Annotated in this window: 12 protein-coding genes and 1 pseudogene; 9 read left to right on the top strand and 4 right to left on the bottom strand. The window is 45.7% G+C overall.

The window, feature by feature from the left end; genetic code table 11:
* Positions 1-86 precede the first annotated feature (86 nt).
* Positions 87-968: a GTPase family protein gene (locus tag ACTJJI_RS23080; RefSeq protein WP_440655708.1), complete on the bottom strand. Its 882-nt coding sequence runs from the start codon at positions 966-968 to the stop codon at positions 87-89.
* Positions 969-1083: 115 nt separating this feature from the next.
* Positions 1084-2058 carry a hypothetical protein gene (locus tag ACTJJI_RS23075; RefSeq protein ID WP_440655706.1) on the bottom strand — a complete coding sequence of 325 codons (975 nt, stop codon included), beginning with the start codon at positions 2056-2058 and terminating at the stop codon, positions 1084-1086.
* 820 nt (positions 2059-2878) lie between these two features.
* Between ACTJJI_RS23075 and ACTJJI_RS23070 the strand changes: the two genes are divergently transcribed.
* From ACTJJI_RS23070 to ACTJJI_RS23060, 3 genes and pseudogenes are all read left to right on the top strand, one after another.
* Complete coding sequence (locus tag ACTJJI_RS23070) at positions 2879-3508, top strand: inovirus Gp2 family protein (RefSeq protein ID WP_440655704.1); 630 nt, start codon at positions 2879-2881, stop codon at positions 3506-3508.
* A 129-nt stretch (positions 3509-3637) separates the two neighbouring features.
* On the top strand, positions 3638-3844 hold the full coding sequence (locus tag ACTJJI_RS23065; RefSeq protein ID WP_440655713.1) for a helix-turn-helix transcriptional regulator: 207 nt from the start codon (positions 3638-3640) through the stop codon (positions 3842-3844).
* Positions 3845-4164: 320 nt separating this feature from the next.
* Positions 4165-4737: pseudogene (locus tag ACTJJI_RS23060) on the top strand (IS6 family transposase).
* Between the two features lie 380 nt (positions 4738-5117).
* Here the strand turns inward: ACTJJI_RS23060 and ACTJJI_RS23055 are convergent.
* Both ACTJJI_RS23055 and ACTJJI_RS23050 read right to left on the bottom strand, forming a co-directional pair.
* Positions 5118-5861 carry a FadR/GntR family transcriptional regulator gene (locus tag ACTJJI_RS23055; protein ID WP_440655702.1) on the bottom strand — a complete coding sequence of 248 codons (744 nt, stop codon included), beginning with the start codon at positions 5859-5861 and terminating at the stop codon, positions 5118-5120.
* A gap of 78 nt (positions 5862-5939) precedes the next feature.
* Positions 5940-8768, bottom strand: a complete 2829-nt coding sequence (locus ACTJJI_RS23050; protein ID WP_440655700.1) for an ATP-binding response regulator — start codon at positions 8766-8768, stop codon at positions 5940-5942.
* A gap of 1570 nt (positions 8769-10338) precedes the next feature.
* Here ACTJJI_RS23050 and ACTJJI_RS23045 point away from each other — a divergent pair.
* The 6 genes from ACTJJI_RS23045 to ACTJJI_RS23020 all read left to right on the top strand — a co-directional run bounded on the left by ACTJJI_RS23045 (position 10339) and on the right by ACTJJI_RS23020 (position 17209).
* On the top strand, positions 10339-11058 hold the full coding sequence (locus ACTJJI_RS23045; RefSeq protein ID WP_440655698.1) for a fimbria/pilus periplasmic chaperone: 720 nt from the start codon (positions 10339-10341) through the stop codon (positions 11056-11058).
* A gap of 54 nt (positions 11059-11112) precedes the next feature.
* Entirely contained in the window at positions 11113-11613 is a 501-nt protein-coding gene (locus tag ACTJJI_RS23040; protein ID WP_440655695.1) for a CS1 type fimbrial major subunit, read from the top strand.
* A gap of 71 nt (positions 11614-11684) precedes the next feature.
* Positions 11685-14363, top strand: coding sequence for a TcfC E-set like domain-containing protein (locus tag ACTJJI_RS23035; protein WP_440655693.1), 2679 nt, complete (start codon positions 11685-11687; stop codon positions 14361-14363).
* A 14-nt stretch (positions 14364-14377) separates the two neighbouring features.
* On the top strand, positions 14378-15550 hold the full coding sequence (locus ACTJJI_RS23030) for a CfaE/CblD family pilus tip adhesin (RefSeq protein WP_440655691.1): 1173 nt from the start codon (positions 14378-14380) through the stop codon (positions 15548-15550).
* Between the two features lie 39 nt (positions 15551-15589).
* Entirely contained in the window at positions 15590-16252 is a 663-nt protein-coding gene (locus ACTJJI_RS23025) for a response regulator (RefSeq protein ID WP_440655689.1), read from the top strand.
* A gap of 27 nt (positions 16253-16279) precedes the next feature.
* Positions 16280-17209, top strand: coding sequence for an anthrax toxin-like adenylyl cyclase domain-containing protein (locus tag ACTJJI_RS23020; RefSeq protein WP_440655687.1), 930 nt, complete (start codon positions 16280-16282; stop codon positions 17207-17209).
* Positions 17210-17293 lie beyond the last annotated feature (84 nt).

Raw genomic sequence — 17293 nt, 5'->3', positions numbered from 1 at the left:
ATTTATTTATTGATAGTTTGTGGCTATTTAAGTGGCATAATTCGATCGTCGAAACAGATCGAAACGGCAGTGACTGGCACAGAAAATCAGAACAGAAAACGCCAGACGGCACGGATAACCGACAGGAACTGCCGCCGCAGGTACTTAAAATGTTGAATGAATGTCCCTGAACGCTGCAGGACCACCGTAGCGTCGTCAAAAATATCTGCCGCCACGCTGACAAACTGCTCCCGGGCAATCCTGACTGCAGACTCAGTTCGTAAATCAGGATGAAGGTGGCTGGAAACGGGACTGCTGCTCCGGACAGGCAGCGCCCTGAGCAGCGCTTCGGCCCACTGTTCCAGGTTGTAGTGCTCTGCGGCAGAAACGGCAATGACAGGATGGACTGCTGCAAACAGTGTGGCTGCCAGTTCAGCGCGGGCAATGAGATGAATTGCCTGTTGGGGGGAAGGACGATGGCCGGGCAGGTCCCATTCCCGGCAGGGCTCTATTTTGTCAGCCTGAGAGAGGACGAATAGAAAGCTCTCCGGTTTCGCACCGGCAGTAAGCAGTTCGTGATAACAGCGGAGGTCATCCTTCCATGCACGGTCGTCTGCTTTCAGTACCCATACAACCAGATCCAGTCCGGGTGACTCTTCGCGGTAAAGGCGGCAATATATCCGGTCAAGTTCCGGCGTTTCCCCGATTCCGGGAAAATCCACAATATATAGAATACGGTTGTCATGGCAAACCTGATAACGCTGTATATGTCGCGTACACCCCCTGACGGCATCCACCTTCGCCGGGGGCGTTCGAAACAGGGTATTACAGAGGCTGGATTTACCTGCGCCTGTTTTTCCCATGAGCCCGATGACGGGCTCATATTTAATAATGCTGCTGAGTTTATGGCTGATAATAGCGGCCACATCCGCAGGCAGTCCGGACAGGAGCTGCGCCAGTGGCGTTTGTGCCGGGGATTGATTATTCATATTTCACCAGTGATAAAAATAACGGCTTATCACGGTGGTAATATAGGTTCGAAAATATTTACAACTAAAATTTTCGCCTGTATTCCTGCCGTAAGGACAGAAATACAGACCTTTCTCAGGGCCGACGGCGGTACGATTGTATAGCCTTTGCACGCGTGTCCAGTCCCCTGTAACGATCGTCTATCAGCATCTCAAGAACGGACATATTATCCGTCCGGTAATACTCCACCAGAAAGGCCAGCTTGTCTGCATGCTCTTCACTGAGCGTATCCCTGCCTTTACGGGCGGCCTGTTTTTTACGGAAGGTTTTCTGATAAAACGCTTTATTTAGTTTTTGGCATGTTTCCCGTTGTATTCCGGTATCAATATCCCATAAATCGAGGAGAGCATAAAAGGTATGGAATACTTCTTCCGCGTTAACCGGAGAAGGTAGCATCACGGGGCAGAGAGGATTGTCTCCCTCAGCAATAAAAGCCTGCTGATATTTTACCAGAGAACGGTATGCCCACATGCAGGTATCCGTATCGTCAGGGCTAAGCCATTTAAAACGCGTGAGGTGAATGGTTTTTTTACGCCAGATATCCAGGTTATATGTCAGCCAGCTGCGGATAGCGGGTGAGTCATTTGTTCTGACGCAGAGATAATCCACAAAAGTAATAAGTGCAGTCAGACGTTCATGATGACTGACAGGAGATAAGGTCAGTCCGGATTCTTTATACCAGGAACAATAAGGCATGTTAGTCAGGGCCTGATTTATGCGCTGGTTACAATTCGGATCCAGGCACGCACTTCCCCATAACCAGTATGTCGCCCGGATATCGTTTTCCAGCCACGTAAAGTTTTTCTCAGGAAGGATCGTTGTGCTGAGAGCCAGTTCCATTCTCCGGATAAATATCTGTCGCATCTCACTCTCAGGGAGATAAGCCTCAAGAACGTCATTAATAATTCGGCACGAACGGGCGACGTCCGGGTTATTACCGTCGAAGGCATTGTTTCTGCTTTCGGGGATGTGCGCATGAATATAGTGAAAGTAAAAACGACAGGCACGAATGTCTTTTGTTCTGATGTTCAGCCGGGTGTTGTCCGTCACGTATGCCCCCTTACCGGTCGTTGTTGTTCATGTATTGTTCGTTTTTAGCGTGTCATTATGACACCTTTTCGAAGTTAATGCGTAGCAATAATTTTGGAAACGTAGGTTTTGTGTAGTAATACGAGGTTAAAGTGATGTGCATGCGTAACTAAATCATAGTTCTCCGGGAAAAAGGCATGTTGCCGGGAAAGACGAAGTTATGGCCGCGAGGAAAAATACCAGACCGATATGAGGTGCAATACGATGACAGTGATATCTGAATGGAAGACTATTCCGTTTTCAGAATGATGGTGACAATAATCAGGTGCTAACTTGAGAGTGAATTTTGTTGAAAATACGTGGGTTAAACTACGAAAGAACGACATTTCTTCTTTTATTGCATTTTACATCTTTAGCTGATTATTGTTGTCGGGTTGGTAATATATAATATAGAAAGATAAATATAGATAGATGAATGTTGTATAGGGTAATTAGTATAATATTAAGTGATTAAGATTATATGGTGTTGATTAATCGATATTGTGTAATATGGATTGATGGGGGGTATGTAATTCGGAATGGCTAATGTTTTTAGTATAGAGTGGCCGGTATTATATGCCGCTACTGAAATGGTGTTGATGAGAACTGTTTATGTCATTGTCAGGAGTGTTGTATATTCCCGTGGGGTTGTTTAATCCTTGACATGGTGTAAATATCCGATAAGACAGTGACGGCTATGGTAATGAATACAGATGGTTTGTACTGATACGTGAAGTAAATTAATTAAATACTGCTGGTTGTTATTATATTGGATAAACCATAAATTTTAAGGTTATGAACAATGAGTATCAATACAGCCAGCTATGGCATGCTAAAATCCATCTATGTAAAACGCATCCAGAATACCCTTAATAAAGCCCTTCAGGAATACCCACGATTGTTTGTGCTGCGAGTTGACCTGCGTTTGCCAGATACTGACACCACGAGCTGTAATACGGATTCAACGGTGATAACACGGTTTATTGCATCCCTGAAATCACAGTTTATTGCAGACTTACTGAAAAAGCATAACGAAGGTAAGCGTGTACATCCCAGCCGGATACGTTATATCTGGGCACGGGAGTTTAATCAGTCCGGTAAAAAACATTATCATGTTACGTTATTACTTAACAGGGAGGCCTACGCTTATCCCGGGCGTTATAAGGCAATAAACGGTAAGTATTCGCATAATCTGGCCCTGATGATTATGGAGGCCTGGGTAAGGGCTCTGGGGCTCCATACGGTAGAAAACCATACGCAATATTATTCCCTGACAGAGTTTCCGGAGAATTGCTATTACCACCTGAGCAGGAACAGCGATAACTTTACAGAGCAACACACTGACGTTATGAACAGAGTTAATTATCTGGCAAAGGAGTACAGCAAGGATAATACAGACAGTCAGCGAAACTTTGGCTGCAGTCAGTTCTGATTACGGAAAAGTATTTTTCTACTGGAGAAAGGAATGTTATGGCGGAGTACCGGATAAACGATAAACCAGTCATTTCTGGTGCTTCTGTCTTTCATCCCTTTTAAGACAGAGAAAATCCTCATGACAAAAATGCATACAACGGCTGACCTGCTGAATGACAAACTTGTGGATATGGCATTCATTGCTGAGTTTACCGGGCTCAGTGATAAATGGTTTTATAAACTCATCCAGGATGGGCTGTTTCCTAAGCCCATCAAGATGGGGCGCAGTTCACGCTGGCTCAGGAGCGAAGTGGAGGCATGGGTACAGCAGCGTATTGCACTTTCCCGGATGTAAAACTATGCACTCATTGCGAAGGAGGCTCCAGTATTGTCACTCTGCAGCGACTCGATAAAGTAATGGCGCGCATCAGGATGGTATTCATGGTCGCTTGGTGCACCGGCCGCCTCCACTTCCCGGTGGTACACTTCATACTCCAGCGTCTGGGTTAAGGTCTGTTGCTGCTTCTATGTTATGTGCTCAAAGGAAAAGCATAATACGAATCTTTCGAAGCCATAGTTGAAAAGATTTCTATAACTGAATGGAGTCAAAATGGTGCTGTTGCAAATAGTCGGTGGTGATACATTTTTCATTCTCTTTTCCTAATGGAGCATAGCATGAACCCATTCAACGGTCGTCATTTTCAGCGTGACATCATCCTGTGGGCTGTACGCTGGTACTGGCGTAACCACTCCGATCTTTGACCGTGGCACATGGATGAAACCTATGTGAAGCTTAATGGCCGCGGAGCTTATCTTTACCGGGCTGTTGACCGCAGAGGGCACACTGTCGATTTTCATCTCTCCTCCCGTCGTAACAGCAAAGCTGCATACCGATTTCTGGGAAAGATATTAAATAATGTGAAGACGTGGCAGATCCCGCGATTCATCAACACGGATAAACCCCCTACTTATGGCTGTGCACTTGCTCAGCTTAAACGCGAAGGGTGATGTCCACCTGACGTTGAACACCGGCAAATTAAGTACCGGAATAATGTCATTGAATGCGATCATGGCAAACTGAAAAGAATAACAGACGCTACGCTGGGAATTAAGCCCATGTAGATGGCTTACTCCACCCTAAAAGGTATTGAGGTGATGCGTGCATTACGCAAAGGCCAGGTCTCAGCATTTTATTATTGTGATCCCCTGGGCGAGATGCGTCTGGTGAGCAGAGTTGTTGAAATGTAGGAATTTTCAATAAGGCAAAAGGCTACCCATCGCTAACGTTGCAACTGTGCAGTAAATTGTGACTTTTTCATCGGAACCACCTCCGTTTCATGGAGTGTAGATCATGCCGGAAATCTGTTTCTGAATGGAGCAGGATGTTGGGGCAGGGTCATCGGTTTCATGGCTTCAGTTCCTGTATCAGCAGAGTCAGGCGTTTTTCACTGACAGTAGCGTTGAGGCAAAGCGTCCTGCGCCCGAAGGTTACCTCACAGCAGATGTTCTGATGCGTTAAAACATTTGCTCAGGTAGCTATGAGCAAAACGCGAGAATGGTAAAGTTGGCAGTATTCGGTTTTTTCCAAAAAAATATGCGAATGAGAAGACCGCCGAATTGATTTATTTTTACGCAATTTCCCACGGGTTGTCCCTACCTAAAGTCGTATGAAGAAATGTCAAATGGTCAAACGCAATTTCTCGGGCCTTTTCTGCTTCTCCATTCAGTATCGCATCTAGTAGTTCACGATGATGTTCGTCTGTCTTATCCCAATTAGCTTTGTTACGGCGAATCGTATCCGCTGTATTGAGTACAGAACCCTGCAAGAGTGAGAAAAAGCTGTTCATCATGGCGTACAGAGCATGATTATGCGCTGCGTGTACGATCTCCATATGATACTCAGCATCGGCGCGTGCAGCTTCTTCCAGAGAACCATGAACGTAGGCATGAGCAAGCTTTTGATAGCTTTGTCGTAATTTTTGATGCTCCTCTGGTGTGCTGCGTATTGCAGCATAATACGCAGCGGCTCCTTCTAGCAATCGACGCAGTTCAAGAATGTCCATACGCGCCTGAGGATGGGTGGTCAGAATGGCAACCAGCGGCGGCGTAAAAACAGTCGTAAATGTATCCGCAACACGAAGACCTTCTCCTGGAATTTTTACCAGTAATTCTTTCGTAACAAGCTCGTTTAGGGCCTCACGAATGGGGGCCCGGGAGACCTGGAACATCTTTTCAAGGTTCCGTTCAGCCGGGAGCCATTCGCCCGGTTTAAGTTTTCCTGTCACAATGCTGTCAGTCAGTTGTTCACTGACGAGCTGAGAAAGGCGTTTTCCTCGCTGTGGTTGGATAGGAATGTAATGACTATCTGACAATGCTTTTATGCCTCATTTCTTATGAGAGATATTCAAAATTATAACAAATTTTTGCTGTAACGTGGTTTAGCAACACATCTAACGGATGTATTTAATCATATGTTCGATGCTGGTAGAAAACTTTAACCAGCAATTTTCCCAGGACTTATGGGTTAGCATAGGCAAATCCTGACAGAGTATATCGGTAAACTCTGCATGTTCGCACCAGCCCAGTGTCAACAGTGATCCTTTTAGCCTGTGTATTAAGCGACTAAAATCCTGTTTATCACCCTTTGCAATCGAGCTGAGAATGCGCTCCCGTTCAACTGGCCAATCACTGGAAAAAAGTCGATGAGCGTCCATGCAAAATTTATCAGCAGAATAAGAGGGAGCCGAATCGAACTGAGGTAAAAAACGATTTAGCGTCGTCCTGAGCTGCTCAAGTGAAATTGGTTTTAACAAAATGGCATCGAATTGAGGGCTACTAACGGTTGCCGCAGAAGTCGCGATCACAGGAGTCTTCACTCTGTGCTGGCGTAACCAGAGGACTAAGTCCTCACCGCTTAATATCGGCATGTGAAAATCTGTGATAATCAAGGCGTAATCGTTGAACTGTAATTTCTTCAATGCCTTTTCACCACTACTGGCGAGGTCTATATTGCTATAACCAATGGTCCGCAATTGCTCATGAATTAACGCAAGGTTCACTGGGTTGTCATCGACCGCCAGCAGTTTCGGTGTCGGCAACAGGGGTGGGGGGGTTATCTCTTCTCTCACTGGTATCTTATCCTCGGGAGCAAATCGTTGTTGTAAAAGTACTCTTAACGATGCAGTTGAAAAAGCGGTGAGACTGGTAAATTTCCCCGATGTTTCAGGTGCTAATGGACCATCAGGTGTAAGCAGGATAATCGCACTCCCTGTTGAGGCGAGAGAGGACAATGGTGGTAATTCAGTACTGGCGATGAGCGCAATATTGTCCGAGTAGTACAATGGTGGTTGAGCATTGATATCGTGGTGGGTGACCTGAATCCCCCAGTGAGACAAAGTACTGGTGAGCGATGCTTGCCACAGGGGGGATGAACAGTAAAGTGTTACAGGTAGATCTGCCAGCTGAGTATCCGGTATATCTGGCCGTATCAACGCATTTTCCAGTGGGATATCAAGGGTAAAGCGGCTGCCAACATCAATTTCGCTCTCGAGAAAAATCTCACCGTCCATCTGTCTTGCGATTTGTTGGCACAGCGCCAGCCCCAGACCCGTGCCTTCAGTATATTGGGGATGTTCTGCAACATTTTGGATAAAGGGTTGGAAGACTACTTTTTGTTTATCCTCTGGGATCCCGCAGCCAGTATCAGAAACGCTAATCTGGAGACGTTTTTGGCCTTTAGCATTCACTGTACGGCGGGTTTGCAGAATAATTGCCCCGTGTACCGTAAATTTATGAGCATTGCTGAGTAGGTTAAGCACTATTTGTTTAAGTCGTTGGCTATCACCATAAATATGTACATCTAAAGTTTCGTTAGGTAAAAAATAGAGTGCAACTTTTTTGCGTGTAATTAAAGGGGCCCACGTGTGTAGACATTGTTCCAGCAGCTCCACCACATTGTAAGGTTCATGGGTCTGCGTAAATACATCCTCCTTCATTTTTTCTTGATTCAATATACTATCAGTTAGCATCATTAAAGATGACATTGTATTATTGATAACATTAATTCTGGCCACTGCAGCTGGAGATTTCACTTCATTGCGCAACAACTCAAGGTTGCCGAGAGCTCCATGCAAAGGTGTTCGTATTTCATGAGCGATTCCTGCAATGAAAAAATCTTTACTGTGTTGATTAACTTGCGAAGGAGATTTGCGATACTGAGGTCGGGAGGAAATGTAGATAACGCTTATCCATATCAGAAAAAGGAGCAATCCTGACAGCGCAAACAGGAAACCATATTGCTGAATCAGCCTTGAAAATATTTCTCTGATACTGAAGGCAATTACTATTGACCAATGTGAATTTTTTATCTTAGTACTAATAAAAATATATGGCCAGACGAAATGCGGTTGCATATTATCAGATTTATGCGCTTTCCATTTTTTAGATTTAAGGATAGTTAATATGGTTTTTTTTTCATGTTCGGTATAAATTTCTCCATCCAGACCAAAGGCCGTGCCCCCGTTTTTTGAAATAATAAATTCCTCTCGAGCTTTATTGGGGTTTATAAAGTAGTAAGGAATGTCGATGGATTGAAACCTGATGCCAATAATATGTGTGACCTGGTTGTTTACTAATACAGGGGCGATACTATAAATAACGTGCTTTCCTGAAATGGCTTCGTCGTGCAATGGGACCCAGAAAACGCCATTATTCTTTATAAGATCAACATTATATTTTTGGGTGTTATTATATGAAACTTCATAAAGCGACTTTATCAGCTTTCGTGCATTGTCATCTGTCATTACTTTTATTATATCACTTTGATCGCTAGAGTGCCATGCAAGATAATCTTCTTTAACAGCTAGCAGGAAGTTATCTGTTATTGGTTTATTTTTTATGGTTCCGGCTGCAAAAATTGATGATAAATAGCTTAATAGTTCAAGTGATTTATTGATGCTTTCTGGTTTGTTATTACCCGGTGATAATATACTATAGAATCTAGTGACCTGTTTTATATTTTGCTCTGGAATACTATCTTTGTAGTTGGCTGTATTTTTATACTGAATGGCTAACATGTTAAGATAGGAGGATAGTTGAGTTGTGCGAATTTCAGCGAACTCGCGTGCGAGGATTAAATTTTCTTTTTTTGTTGTTAGGTATTTGTTGGTGTTTTGTGAGGAAATGGTGGCTGCGGTTGTTAGAAAAGTTAAAGCAAACAAGGTTCCAGTAAATAAATTCTTGCGGGGAGTAAGGATATTCCGGGGTTTAGCATTTATCATGATTAAAAGGTCAGGTGAGTCTATTGTTATATATTAAATATATTTATTCTGCATTTAATATTAGAATATGGCAAGGTGTGTGAAGAATAATCTTTGTTTAGGAAAGACATATCTTGTTCTGTTTGTTTTTGTGGACACTGATTTTTGTTGCAAGTGAATGGTAAGGAAAATAAGATAAATCGTTATTAATAAATTGATGGTTATATCGAGGCTTCATGGGAGATGTTTGCAAAGATGTCTGTGTTGTCACACAGACCCTTAAGGGTTTTTGTAACTTAAGGGGCTGGTGTTAAATGGAAAGAGCATGAGTGGATGTGGTACTATATTTTTTTAAAGTAGTCGCCAACGTCTTCTACTTCTTTAAATTGTTCTAATTCTTCAATGCTGAACATTTGTAGTGGAGATGGGGGCGTCTCGTTAGAAGATGGCGAGGGTGAGGAATGTAGTAAACCATGTGCAGCCTGTAGTTTATGGAACTGATTATCACAGAAGTTCTTGTGCCATTCTAATGAATATTTAGATTTAAATTTATTTTTGCAGAATTCGCAATGAAAAAGAGGTCCGCCGGAATGCCGTTTGATATGTTTTCTCAGGATATCTTTTCTGAGGTACGCTTTATTGCAGTTAGGGCAGTAGAAAGGTCGAATCCCCGTATGTAGCCGGGAATGTTGTTTTAAATTACTTCGGTCATTAAATTTTCTACCACATGTTGAGCAGGAATAAGGTTGTTCTCTAGAGTGTAGTACTTGATGCCTTTTCAGACTATCCTGTTGGTTGAAAGGCCTCTTGCATGCATCACAAATATAGGGTTTTTCTCCAGAATGAGTCCGTAAGTGACTTGTGAACGTTCTGCTTTTACTAAGTAATTTACCGCATATTTCACATAGGAACATGTATTTTCCTTTAAGTGCATAATGTTAAGATTTAGATGGTTAAATAAGTATGACTTTCATCTGTATATATTTAAGTATACTGAATAAATTAGGCCTGCCATCATTTCTGGTAAATTTCAAGCTCCTCAATGCCATTTGATCGCAGCGATGAAGTGTTACCAGATTGAAGCTTCGTTGAAGCTATCACATGTATTCTCCTGTATAAAACGTATGATTACAAACGGGCATTCGCTGATCTGATGAAAGATTGGGTAATGTTATATCTAAACAGTTTCATAACATTGATAGTATAACTCAGTTAGTAAAAAGTGATTGGTGCCGGAAGTAGGCCTGCGCAAATGAGTGGGTTTAATATAATGTGTTATTATTCTTAAGCAATCAGAGATTATCCTTTAAATAAGAGAGAATATTCTTATTTGCAATCATTTTAAGAAATATCAAAGAAAATTCTGAGTTGAATGAGGATGGATCCTTCGGCGTTAAAGATATGTCGCGTTCAAAATTGATTTTAAAATGTGCTATACCCCCCCCCATTCTGAAATGAGAAAAATCTCGTTGAGTTTGGAGGCTTATCTGGTTTTCCTTTCAAGAAAGGTAAATTACATTACACTCCATTCTGAAAGGCCAGGTGGTGAAATAACCGCTGGCGTCAATATATAGATTGTGAGGAGGGCGCAATGAAGCTTGGTTTTGTCATGAAACTTTTATGCCCCGCATTAACTGGTATTTTCGTTACTTGTAGTGCCTTAGCCAATATGACCATCTATCCAATGGCTGTCAATGTTTCAGCCAGTGGTGAAGGAAAAACTGCCGTTATCTCAAAATCACGTGATGTGCAGTTTGTTAAAACCGATGTCAGTGAAATTATTCATCCGGCTACCCCGCAGGAAAAAGAAGTACCGGTAGAAATGGATGCGAATGCACTGGTGGTAACGCCACCAAAATTTATTCTTCCCGCCGGTAGTTCTAAACGAGTGCGTTTTATTGCTCTTAACGACAGTGATACGGAAAAAACATATCGTGTGCGTTTTGAAGCAGTATCAGGAGAGCAGGAACAGTCTGTGGTCACGACCAGCAAAGCAGCTAACAGCCAGCTCAGCGTAAATTTAATCTGGGGCGTGCTGGTTAGTGTACCGCCTGAACACCCACGTTTCGGCCTTGAACGGTCATCTGATGGACGTTTTTTGCTGAATACAGGAAATTTCCGTATTCGTATTAACACTATTCAGCAATGTCAGAAAGGGATGAAAGAAAATACCTGCCCAACAACGCAGGTAAATAAAAATATCTATCCAGGTAGCCAATACCCTCTGGCTGCTTCCATAGGTACTGTTACGGTCAGTTATACCAACTGGCTGACATCAGAAACCTCCTCTGTCTCATTTAACAGCAGATGAGTTGGTTATTTCGCAGGCTGACGCGAAATTAAATATAAATGAAAAGGAAATTGTATGAAAAAGGTTTTTATTAAATCTATTGTTGCTGCGCTGCTGCTGACCGGTATCGCGGGTGCACAGGCTGTACAAAAGAATATCACCCTGACGGCGTCAGTCGATCCTTCTCTGGATATGACCCTGTCCGACGGTTCTGCTATGCCGGCCTCCCAGGCTATGCAGTATCTGCCGGGGATCGGGCTGGAAGATATTTCCATGATGACCAAAATCTGGTCAAACGATGCCACCAAGGATCTCAACATGCGCCTGGTTAGCGAGCCGCAACTGGTGAACACTACTGGTGCCACCGCGACCCCGGTCCCACTTAGCGTTTCCTGGGGCGGTCAGGCGCTTAGCACAACAGACACTCCGCTTACTGCAGCCGATCTGTTCCCGAGCGGTAAGTCCGATCAGGGTTCTGTCGCGAAGGAGCTGCGTATCACCCAGTCGACCAAAGGCGCCCTGAGCGCGGGCAATTACAGCGGTGTGGTCAGCATTTATCTGACCCAGCAGCCGTAATCTCCTTTTCACTGTCAGGGCCCATCTCTGGCAGTGATTCATTTTTCGCCTACCGAAACAGTTAACATGCCATGAAGAAGAAATTGCTGGCCATGATGTTGGCGAATGCGCTGGCATTGCCCGTAACGTATGCCGCGCTCTGGATCCCTCCAGGTTTTGAATCTCTGGCGAACGGTCAGCAGGAGAAAATCAGCATTGCTGTCGGTGGCAGTGATTTAGGGTTGTTTGACGCCGACGTTAAGCTCGACACCATCACCCTGCGTCAGCCGGAGAAAGTCCTGGCCGCCATGCCGGTGACGCCTGCACCGGGGAGCGCTGATTACCGTCTGTTGCAGCAGATACTGTCCCAGCCCCTGAAGCGTCACGGCGAGATGGCCTGCCAGAGCCAGAGTCTCCCCTCAGCCCAGTGCGGATATTTACAGACCGACACGCTGGATACGATTTATGACGACAAAGAGAGCCGTTTACTGATTTTTGTCCGCCAGGCATGGTTAAAAGCCAACAATCAGGAAGATGCCTGGTATCACCCGACCGAAAAATCGACCACCGACGCCTTGATCCACCAACAGGATCTGAACCTTATTGCGCAAAAAGGCTATTCGGCGATCTCGTTACAGGGGACGGGGGCGCTAGGGCTGGATACCAATGGCTACCTTGGTGCAGACTGGATGCTGAATGCCAGCCAGGGAGATTACAGCAGCGAACAGAATATAGACGTCAGCGACCTTTATTATCGCCACGATGTTGATCGGCGTTATTACCTGCAGGCGGGGCGTATGGATAACCGTACGCTCTCCTCTGCGCAGGGCGGTGACTTCAGTTTTCAGTTCCTGCCGCTTGGGACGTTCAATGGTGTGCGAGCCGGCACAACGCTGGCTTATCTCAATCGTGAGCGTGCCGCGCAGGGTACGCCGTTACTGGTATTGCTGTCGCAGTCCTCACGTGTAGATGCGTACCGTGGTGAGCAGCTGCTAGGCAGTTTCTATCTTCAGCCAGGTAACCAGCAGATTGACAGCAGTCAGTTCCCGTCGGGGAGTTATACCGTCACTTTACAGGTCTATGAGAATAACCAACTGGTGCGCAGTGAATCAGTGCCTTTCACAAAGTCGGGTGGTATGGGAGATGGCTCTTTGCAGTGGTTCTTCCAGGGCGGGCAGGGGGACAATACATCTTATAACCGTGAGGAAGATCCGATGGTCATGCAGGCGGGGTTTAGCCTGCCGCTGGCGCGTTGGGGGATGTTTACCTCGGGAGTTGCGGGGATAGGGGGTAAGCAGTACGCCGAAGCGGGGCTCCGACTGACACCGCCTTTTGAGCAGGGCAGCCTGAATCTGGAAGGGCATCTGCTGACCGGTTCCGATGGTGTGCATGGCGACAGCGAGCAAATAAGTTTCCAGCGCGGAATCGGCGTTAGCTTGTACAGAACGTCGACGTCGATGGATACCTGTACTATCCGCGATCGCCAAAACCCATCCAATCTGGGATGTAATGAAAGCCTGAGCGCGACGCTTTCTGTGCCGCTTTGGGGTTGGTCCGGGATGCTGGGCTACACCCGAAGCATTAATCACAGCGTTTATGATAATCGCTGGGATCCTCAGCGCTCTTTTAACGATAACCTTGTCACCACCACGGATGCTCACTCGGTTGCTCATACCGTGCAGCTGAGTGCCAGCCGGGCTTTCACGCTGAAGGACTGGAATATCAGCACTTCGCTGGGTGCCTTCCGCCGTGAACAGAGTGGCTATGAGCACAACGATAATGGCTTATTTGCTACCCTGAGCTTCAGCCGGGCACAGCGTCAGGACGTGGCACAACGGAGCCGTAGCACTACGCTGAGCACCAATTACCAGCAGAACAGCTCGGGCAGCAACCAGCTGGCATACAACTATGCTGAAACCTGGAGTCAGGATCGCGACGGGCATCAGGAGGTTGGGGTGTCCCTTGGGGGTATCAACACCGATCAGCTCAACGGCGCACTCTCCGGGCGGGCTAACGGTATTTACGGCAACTTCAGCGGGGTGCTAAGCGACAGCTACGATGCCAATACTCAGCGGCATACTCCAGCACTGAGCGGCAGCTACAGTTCCAGCCTGGCGCTGAGCCGTCAGGGGATATTTTGGGGGGGCAGCGGTAACAGCAATTCCCTTTCGGCGGGGGCGCTGGTACAGGTCGATGCTCTTGATGATGACGGCGAAGGTAAAAGTGTGGTTGAAGCGCGGGTGAGTGGCCGTCGGCCGCGTTTGATCCCGGCGGGCAGCAGTGCACTTTTCCCACTCGACAGCCTGTCACCGGTCGGCCTTACTGTACAAGATGGTTCTACATCCGGAGCCGGGGAAGTTTCCACGGCGTTGCGTGGCACGGGCAGCAAAAACCTGTTTCTACTGCCGGGTAAATTGCGGGTGAGGAACGTGACGCTGGACAAGAGTTACACCTGGGTTGGCACGCTGCGTTTTCCACAGCAGGTCCCTGCAGAAGTCACCGGTCTGAATACCACCCAGCTGTCGCTGGACGAAAAGGGAAGTTTTACCGCGGGTATGCGGCAAAAAACCGACACGCTTTATCTGCTGGCGCAGCATGAAATTTACCGTTGTTCTCTGAATGCAGAAAAAAAACGTTCGGTAGTGAGTTTTACTGGCGTCTCTCATTGTGAACCAACCGACTACAGCGCGTTGCCGCCAGAGATACAACATGCCGCCGCCCTGCATAACCAACAGGAAAATAATACCGATGCAATTACTGCACAAAATTAGATGGAAAAACTAAAATGAATAGAATAATTGAGAATTCAGGATGTTTGAGATATTTGCTATTCGCCTTGAACCTATTTTCTGTTTGCACTCCGCATTCAGTTTTGGCCTCGGTTGTGCCCCCGCAAGATATGGTAATTGATTTTAGCGACACAGTTGATTTATATGGCCAATCAGCTATAAACCAAAAAATATATGGCGGGTTTGATACTGACAATCCTGAACGCTGGGGGGGGAATGGCTGGGTATGTCTTAGTGAGACTGATCCTACATATGGGGCATGCGTTACAAATATGGGAAATAGACCCACGCCAAGACCCACTATAATAAAGTTGAGATTAAAGGAACGTAGAAGTGGTATTACCGCTCTATTAAATTTACGTGGTCTGCAGTCCGCTTTTGATGACCTTCCTGATCATGTTAACAACGCTAAAGTTGCTATAAATTACAATAAAGTAATGAAAACGTATAACGATGAATTAATAGCCGGTAAGTTTATTATTGTAGTAACCGGTAATTCAGAAGATGACCCTAGATTCAATATTAATGATTTTATACCGATAGGGGGGGTTTGGGAGGGGAGGCTGAAGCTTCAGGAACGTGATGCTAATAATCAGCTATTGGCGTCGGATATAATAAATATATCCTTGTTAATCACTGACACCAACCACATCGATATCTATTTCCCGGAATTTGGTACCGCAACGCCATTAGTACCACTCAATATCCACCCTACCGCAGGTGCCAGCCCGACTCCGGGGGGGCAGGATGTCACGAACCTGGATATGTGCCTGTACGACGGTTTTAATGTCAACAGCAGTAAGTATGAAGTACTGCTCGAAGACGGTAATCACCATACGCCCACCGGGCGGCCATTGGGCTGGTTCTCCGTCTACCGTGACGGGGGAGATGAAAACCAGTCGCGCGACCGCATCGACTATCAAGTGCGAATGAACAACCCGGAAACGGACGCCATGATGGAGGTGCGCAACGGGGAACTTATCACCTGGAATACGGTGAATACCCACCGCGTGCGGCCGGTACGCCTGCCGTCTATTTCGTACCCGGTGCTGTGTGCCCCAACGCCCCTGGAGTTTCGAGTAAACAAATTCGCGACGGCGGATAAGAATGCCGGGCAGTACCACGGTACGCTGCGGGTCACCTTTACACCGACAACAGCAACGCTTTAATGCCTGTGGTCACAAAAAAGGAACAGAGGTAATAGGGAAATGCATAACACTCTCTCAAACGTCGTATTAGCAGACGATCACGCGGTAGTGCTGGCTGGGTTACGCAGCGTGATATTGCAGTCACCGCTGTTAACCGTAACCGGTATGGCCCAAACGATTACAGACCTCATGGAGTTACTCAGAAGCGTACCCTGCGATGTACTGATCTGCGACTTTGCCTTTTATAACGACCCTATGCCGGATGGTATGCAGCTCATCCGGCAACTGCGTCGTCATTATCCACATATTTCGCTGATTGTTTTAAGTTCTTACGATAATGTGACAATGGTTCGACAGCTGATGGGGCTGGGTATCAAAGGGTTCATCAGTAAAACCAGTCATGAAATCAACCAACTGCCAGAAATTATTCAGCGTATCCACCATGGAGAGAACTATGTCGATAGCCAGACCTCGCTGGCGCTGCTTAATCATATTATTAATAATGACTCCAAAGGGAGTGGTAGTCTGGCTGAACTATCCAGTCGGGAGATTGAGGTGGTTCGATTGGTCGTGGACGGTATGTCGGTAACAGAAATTGCCGCGTATTTAAACCGTAGTCTGAAAACGATCAGTGGACAGAAAAAAAAAGCGATGCGAAAACTGGGAGTAAATACTGACACCGCGTTGGTGAATGTATGGCATAAATTGAATGGCCAACATTGAGATGAAGAATAATCAGGGGTGCTACTAATGATTTTAGAACTACCTTACGATTCTGCTTTTAAACGCGTTGCCTCGAAATATCACGTTGTTCTTGGCTTACGCTATCCTAATCCACTCAGTTTTTCTCTTTTAAAAGCAGGTGCCCCCTCAAAAAATTTCCATATTAAAGCTAAATCCAGCTGTTCTGGTCCCACGGCCGGATTTATCCCCGAAGAAGCGAAGTATTCTAAAGTTGCCTGCTCATTGTATAGGAAGCATGAAGAAGAAATTACTATAGCAAAGCGAAAAGGAGCGAAGGCGGTGCCATTAGTCATTTCAAGTGACAGAATTCAAGAGCTTATCAGGCGGAACGTCATGAAAGACCTGGGTAATAAAGGATACTCAGCAGTCTTTCCCAGTGGGGTTCATCATTTTTTTATCGATTCGGAAGGCGCTGTTACTAACCGAGAGGGGGGCGTTGTCAGGGTGATGACTAACCCGCCTGAGTATCCGCCTGAGCTGGGCAGACTATCTGCTTCCTCCGGAGCTGTAACAGCAGACTATGATCTTTTTGCTATTATCCCTCGCAAGCAGCAAAACTATAATTTACGGCAGTCAGGGTTGACGCCACGGTTAATCAAAGGGAACTGGGATATTAGCTTTTTAAAAACGACTTCACATCTCAACATCCCAGCGGATGAAAATAAAGGCAATGTGCATTTTTTTTGTGAAACCTTGATCAAGGCATTAAATGAAGAGGTACGACTTTGTGGTTATCGTGGAGGAAAATTAGTGTGGCATGGAGATGAAACCGGAAATCCGTATAATAACGGATTTGATCCTGAGGATAAACCTGTTTTCTTTTTGCCACAGGGGAAGATAGTGAACGTCCACTCGATAACTGAATTAAAGCATTTCTATTCAACTCTTCAAGAACAAGGGTATTCACCGGAATATAGTCCTCGCCTTGGGGTTTAGGTTATTCCCAGACTGATTTGAGGTCGGGAAGTCGTTCTAAATGGTAGGCAATCCAACATAGAGTCCCCCAGTCATATAGTTATC

This window comes from Enterobacter sp. 22466, from assembly GCF_052044775.1.
GTDB lineage: Bacteria > Pseudomonadota > Gammaproteobacteria > Enterobacterales > Enterobacteriaceae > Enterobacter > Enterobacter dissolvens.
The sequence above is the reverse complement of the archived record's forward strand: the minus strand, read 5'-3'. Positions and strand labels throughout refer to the sequence as shown.

Bases quoted from the DNA above. Each gene is read 5' to 3' on its own strand.
- ACTJJI_RS23025 (WP_440655689.1), top strand. From the start codon at position 15,590: ATGCATAACACTCTCTCAAACGTCGTATTAGCAGACGATCACGCGGTA.
- ACTJJI_RS23030 (WP_440655691.1), top strand. From the start codon at position 14,378: ATGAATAGAATAATTGAGAATTCAGGATGTTTGAGATATTTGCTATTC.
- ACTJJI_RS23020 (WP_440655687.1), top strand. From the start codon at position 16,280: ATGATTTTAGAACTACCTTACGATTCTGCTTTTAAACGCGTTGCCTCG.
- ACTJJI_RS23035 (WP_440655693.1), top strand. From the start codon at position 11,685: ATGAAGAAGAAATTGCTGGCCATGATGTTGGCGAATGCGCTGGCATTG.
- ACTJJI_RS23065 (WP_440655713.1), top strand. From the start codon at position 3,638: ATGCATACAACGGCTGACCTGCTGAATGACAAACTTGTGGATATGGCA.
- ACTJJI_RS23070 (WP_440655704.1), top strand. From the start codon at position 2,879: ATGAGTATCAATACAGCCAGCTATGGCATGCTAAAATCCATCTATGTA.
- ACTJJI_RS23050 (WP_440655700.1), bottom strand. From the start codon at position 8,768: ATGATAAATGCTAAACCCCGGAATATCCTTACTCCCCGCAAGAATTTA.
- ACTJJI_RS23080 (WP_440655708.1), bottom strand. From the start codon at position 968: ATGAATAATCAATCCCCGGCACAAACGCCACTGGCGCAGCTCCTGTCC.
- ACTJJI_RS23045 (WP_440655698.1), top strand. From the start codon at position 10,339: ATGAAGCTTGGTTTTGTCATGAAACTTTTATGCCCCGCATTAACTGGT.
- ACTJJI_RS23040 (WP_440655695.1), top strand. From the start codon at position 11,113: ATGAAAAAGGTTTTTATTAAATCTATTGTTGCTGCGCTGCTGCTGACC.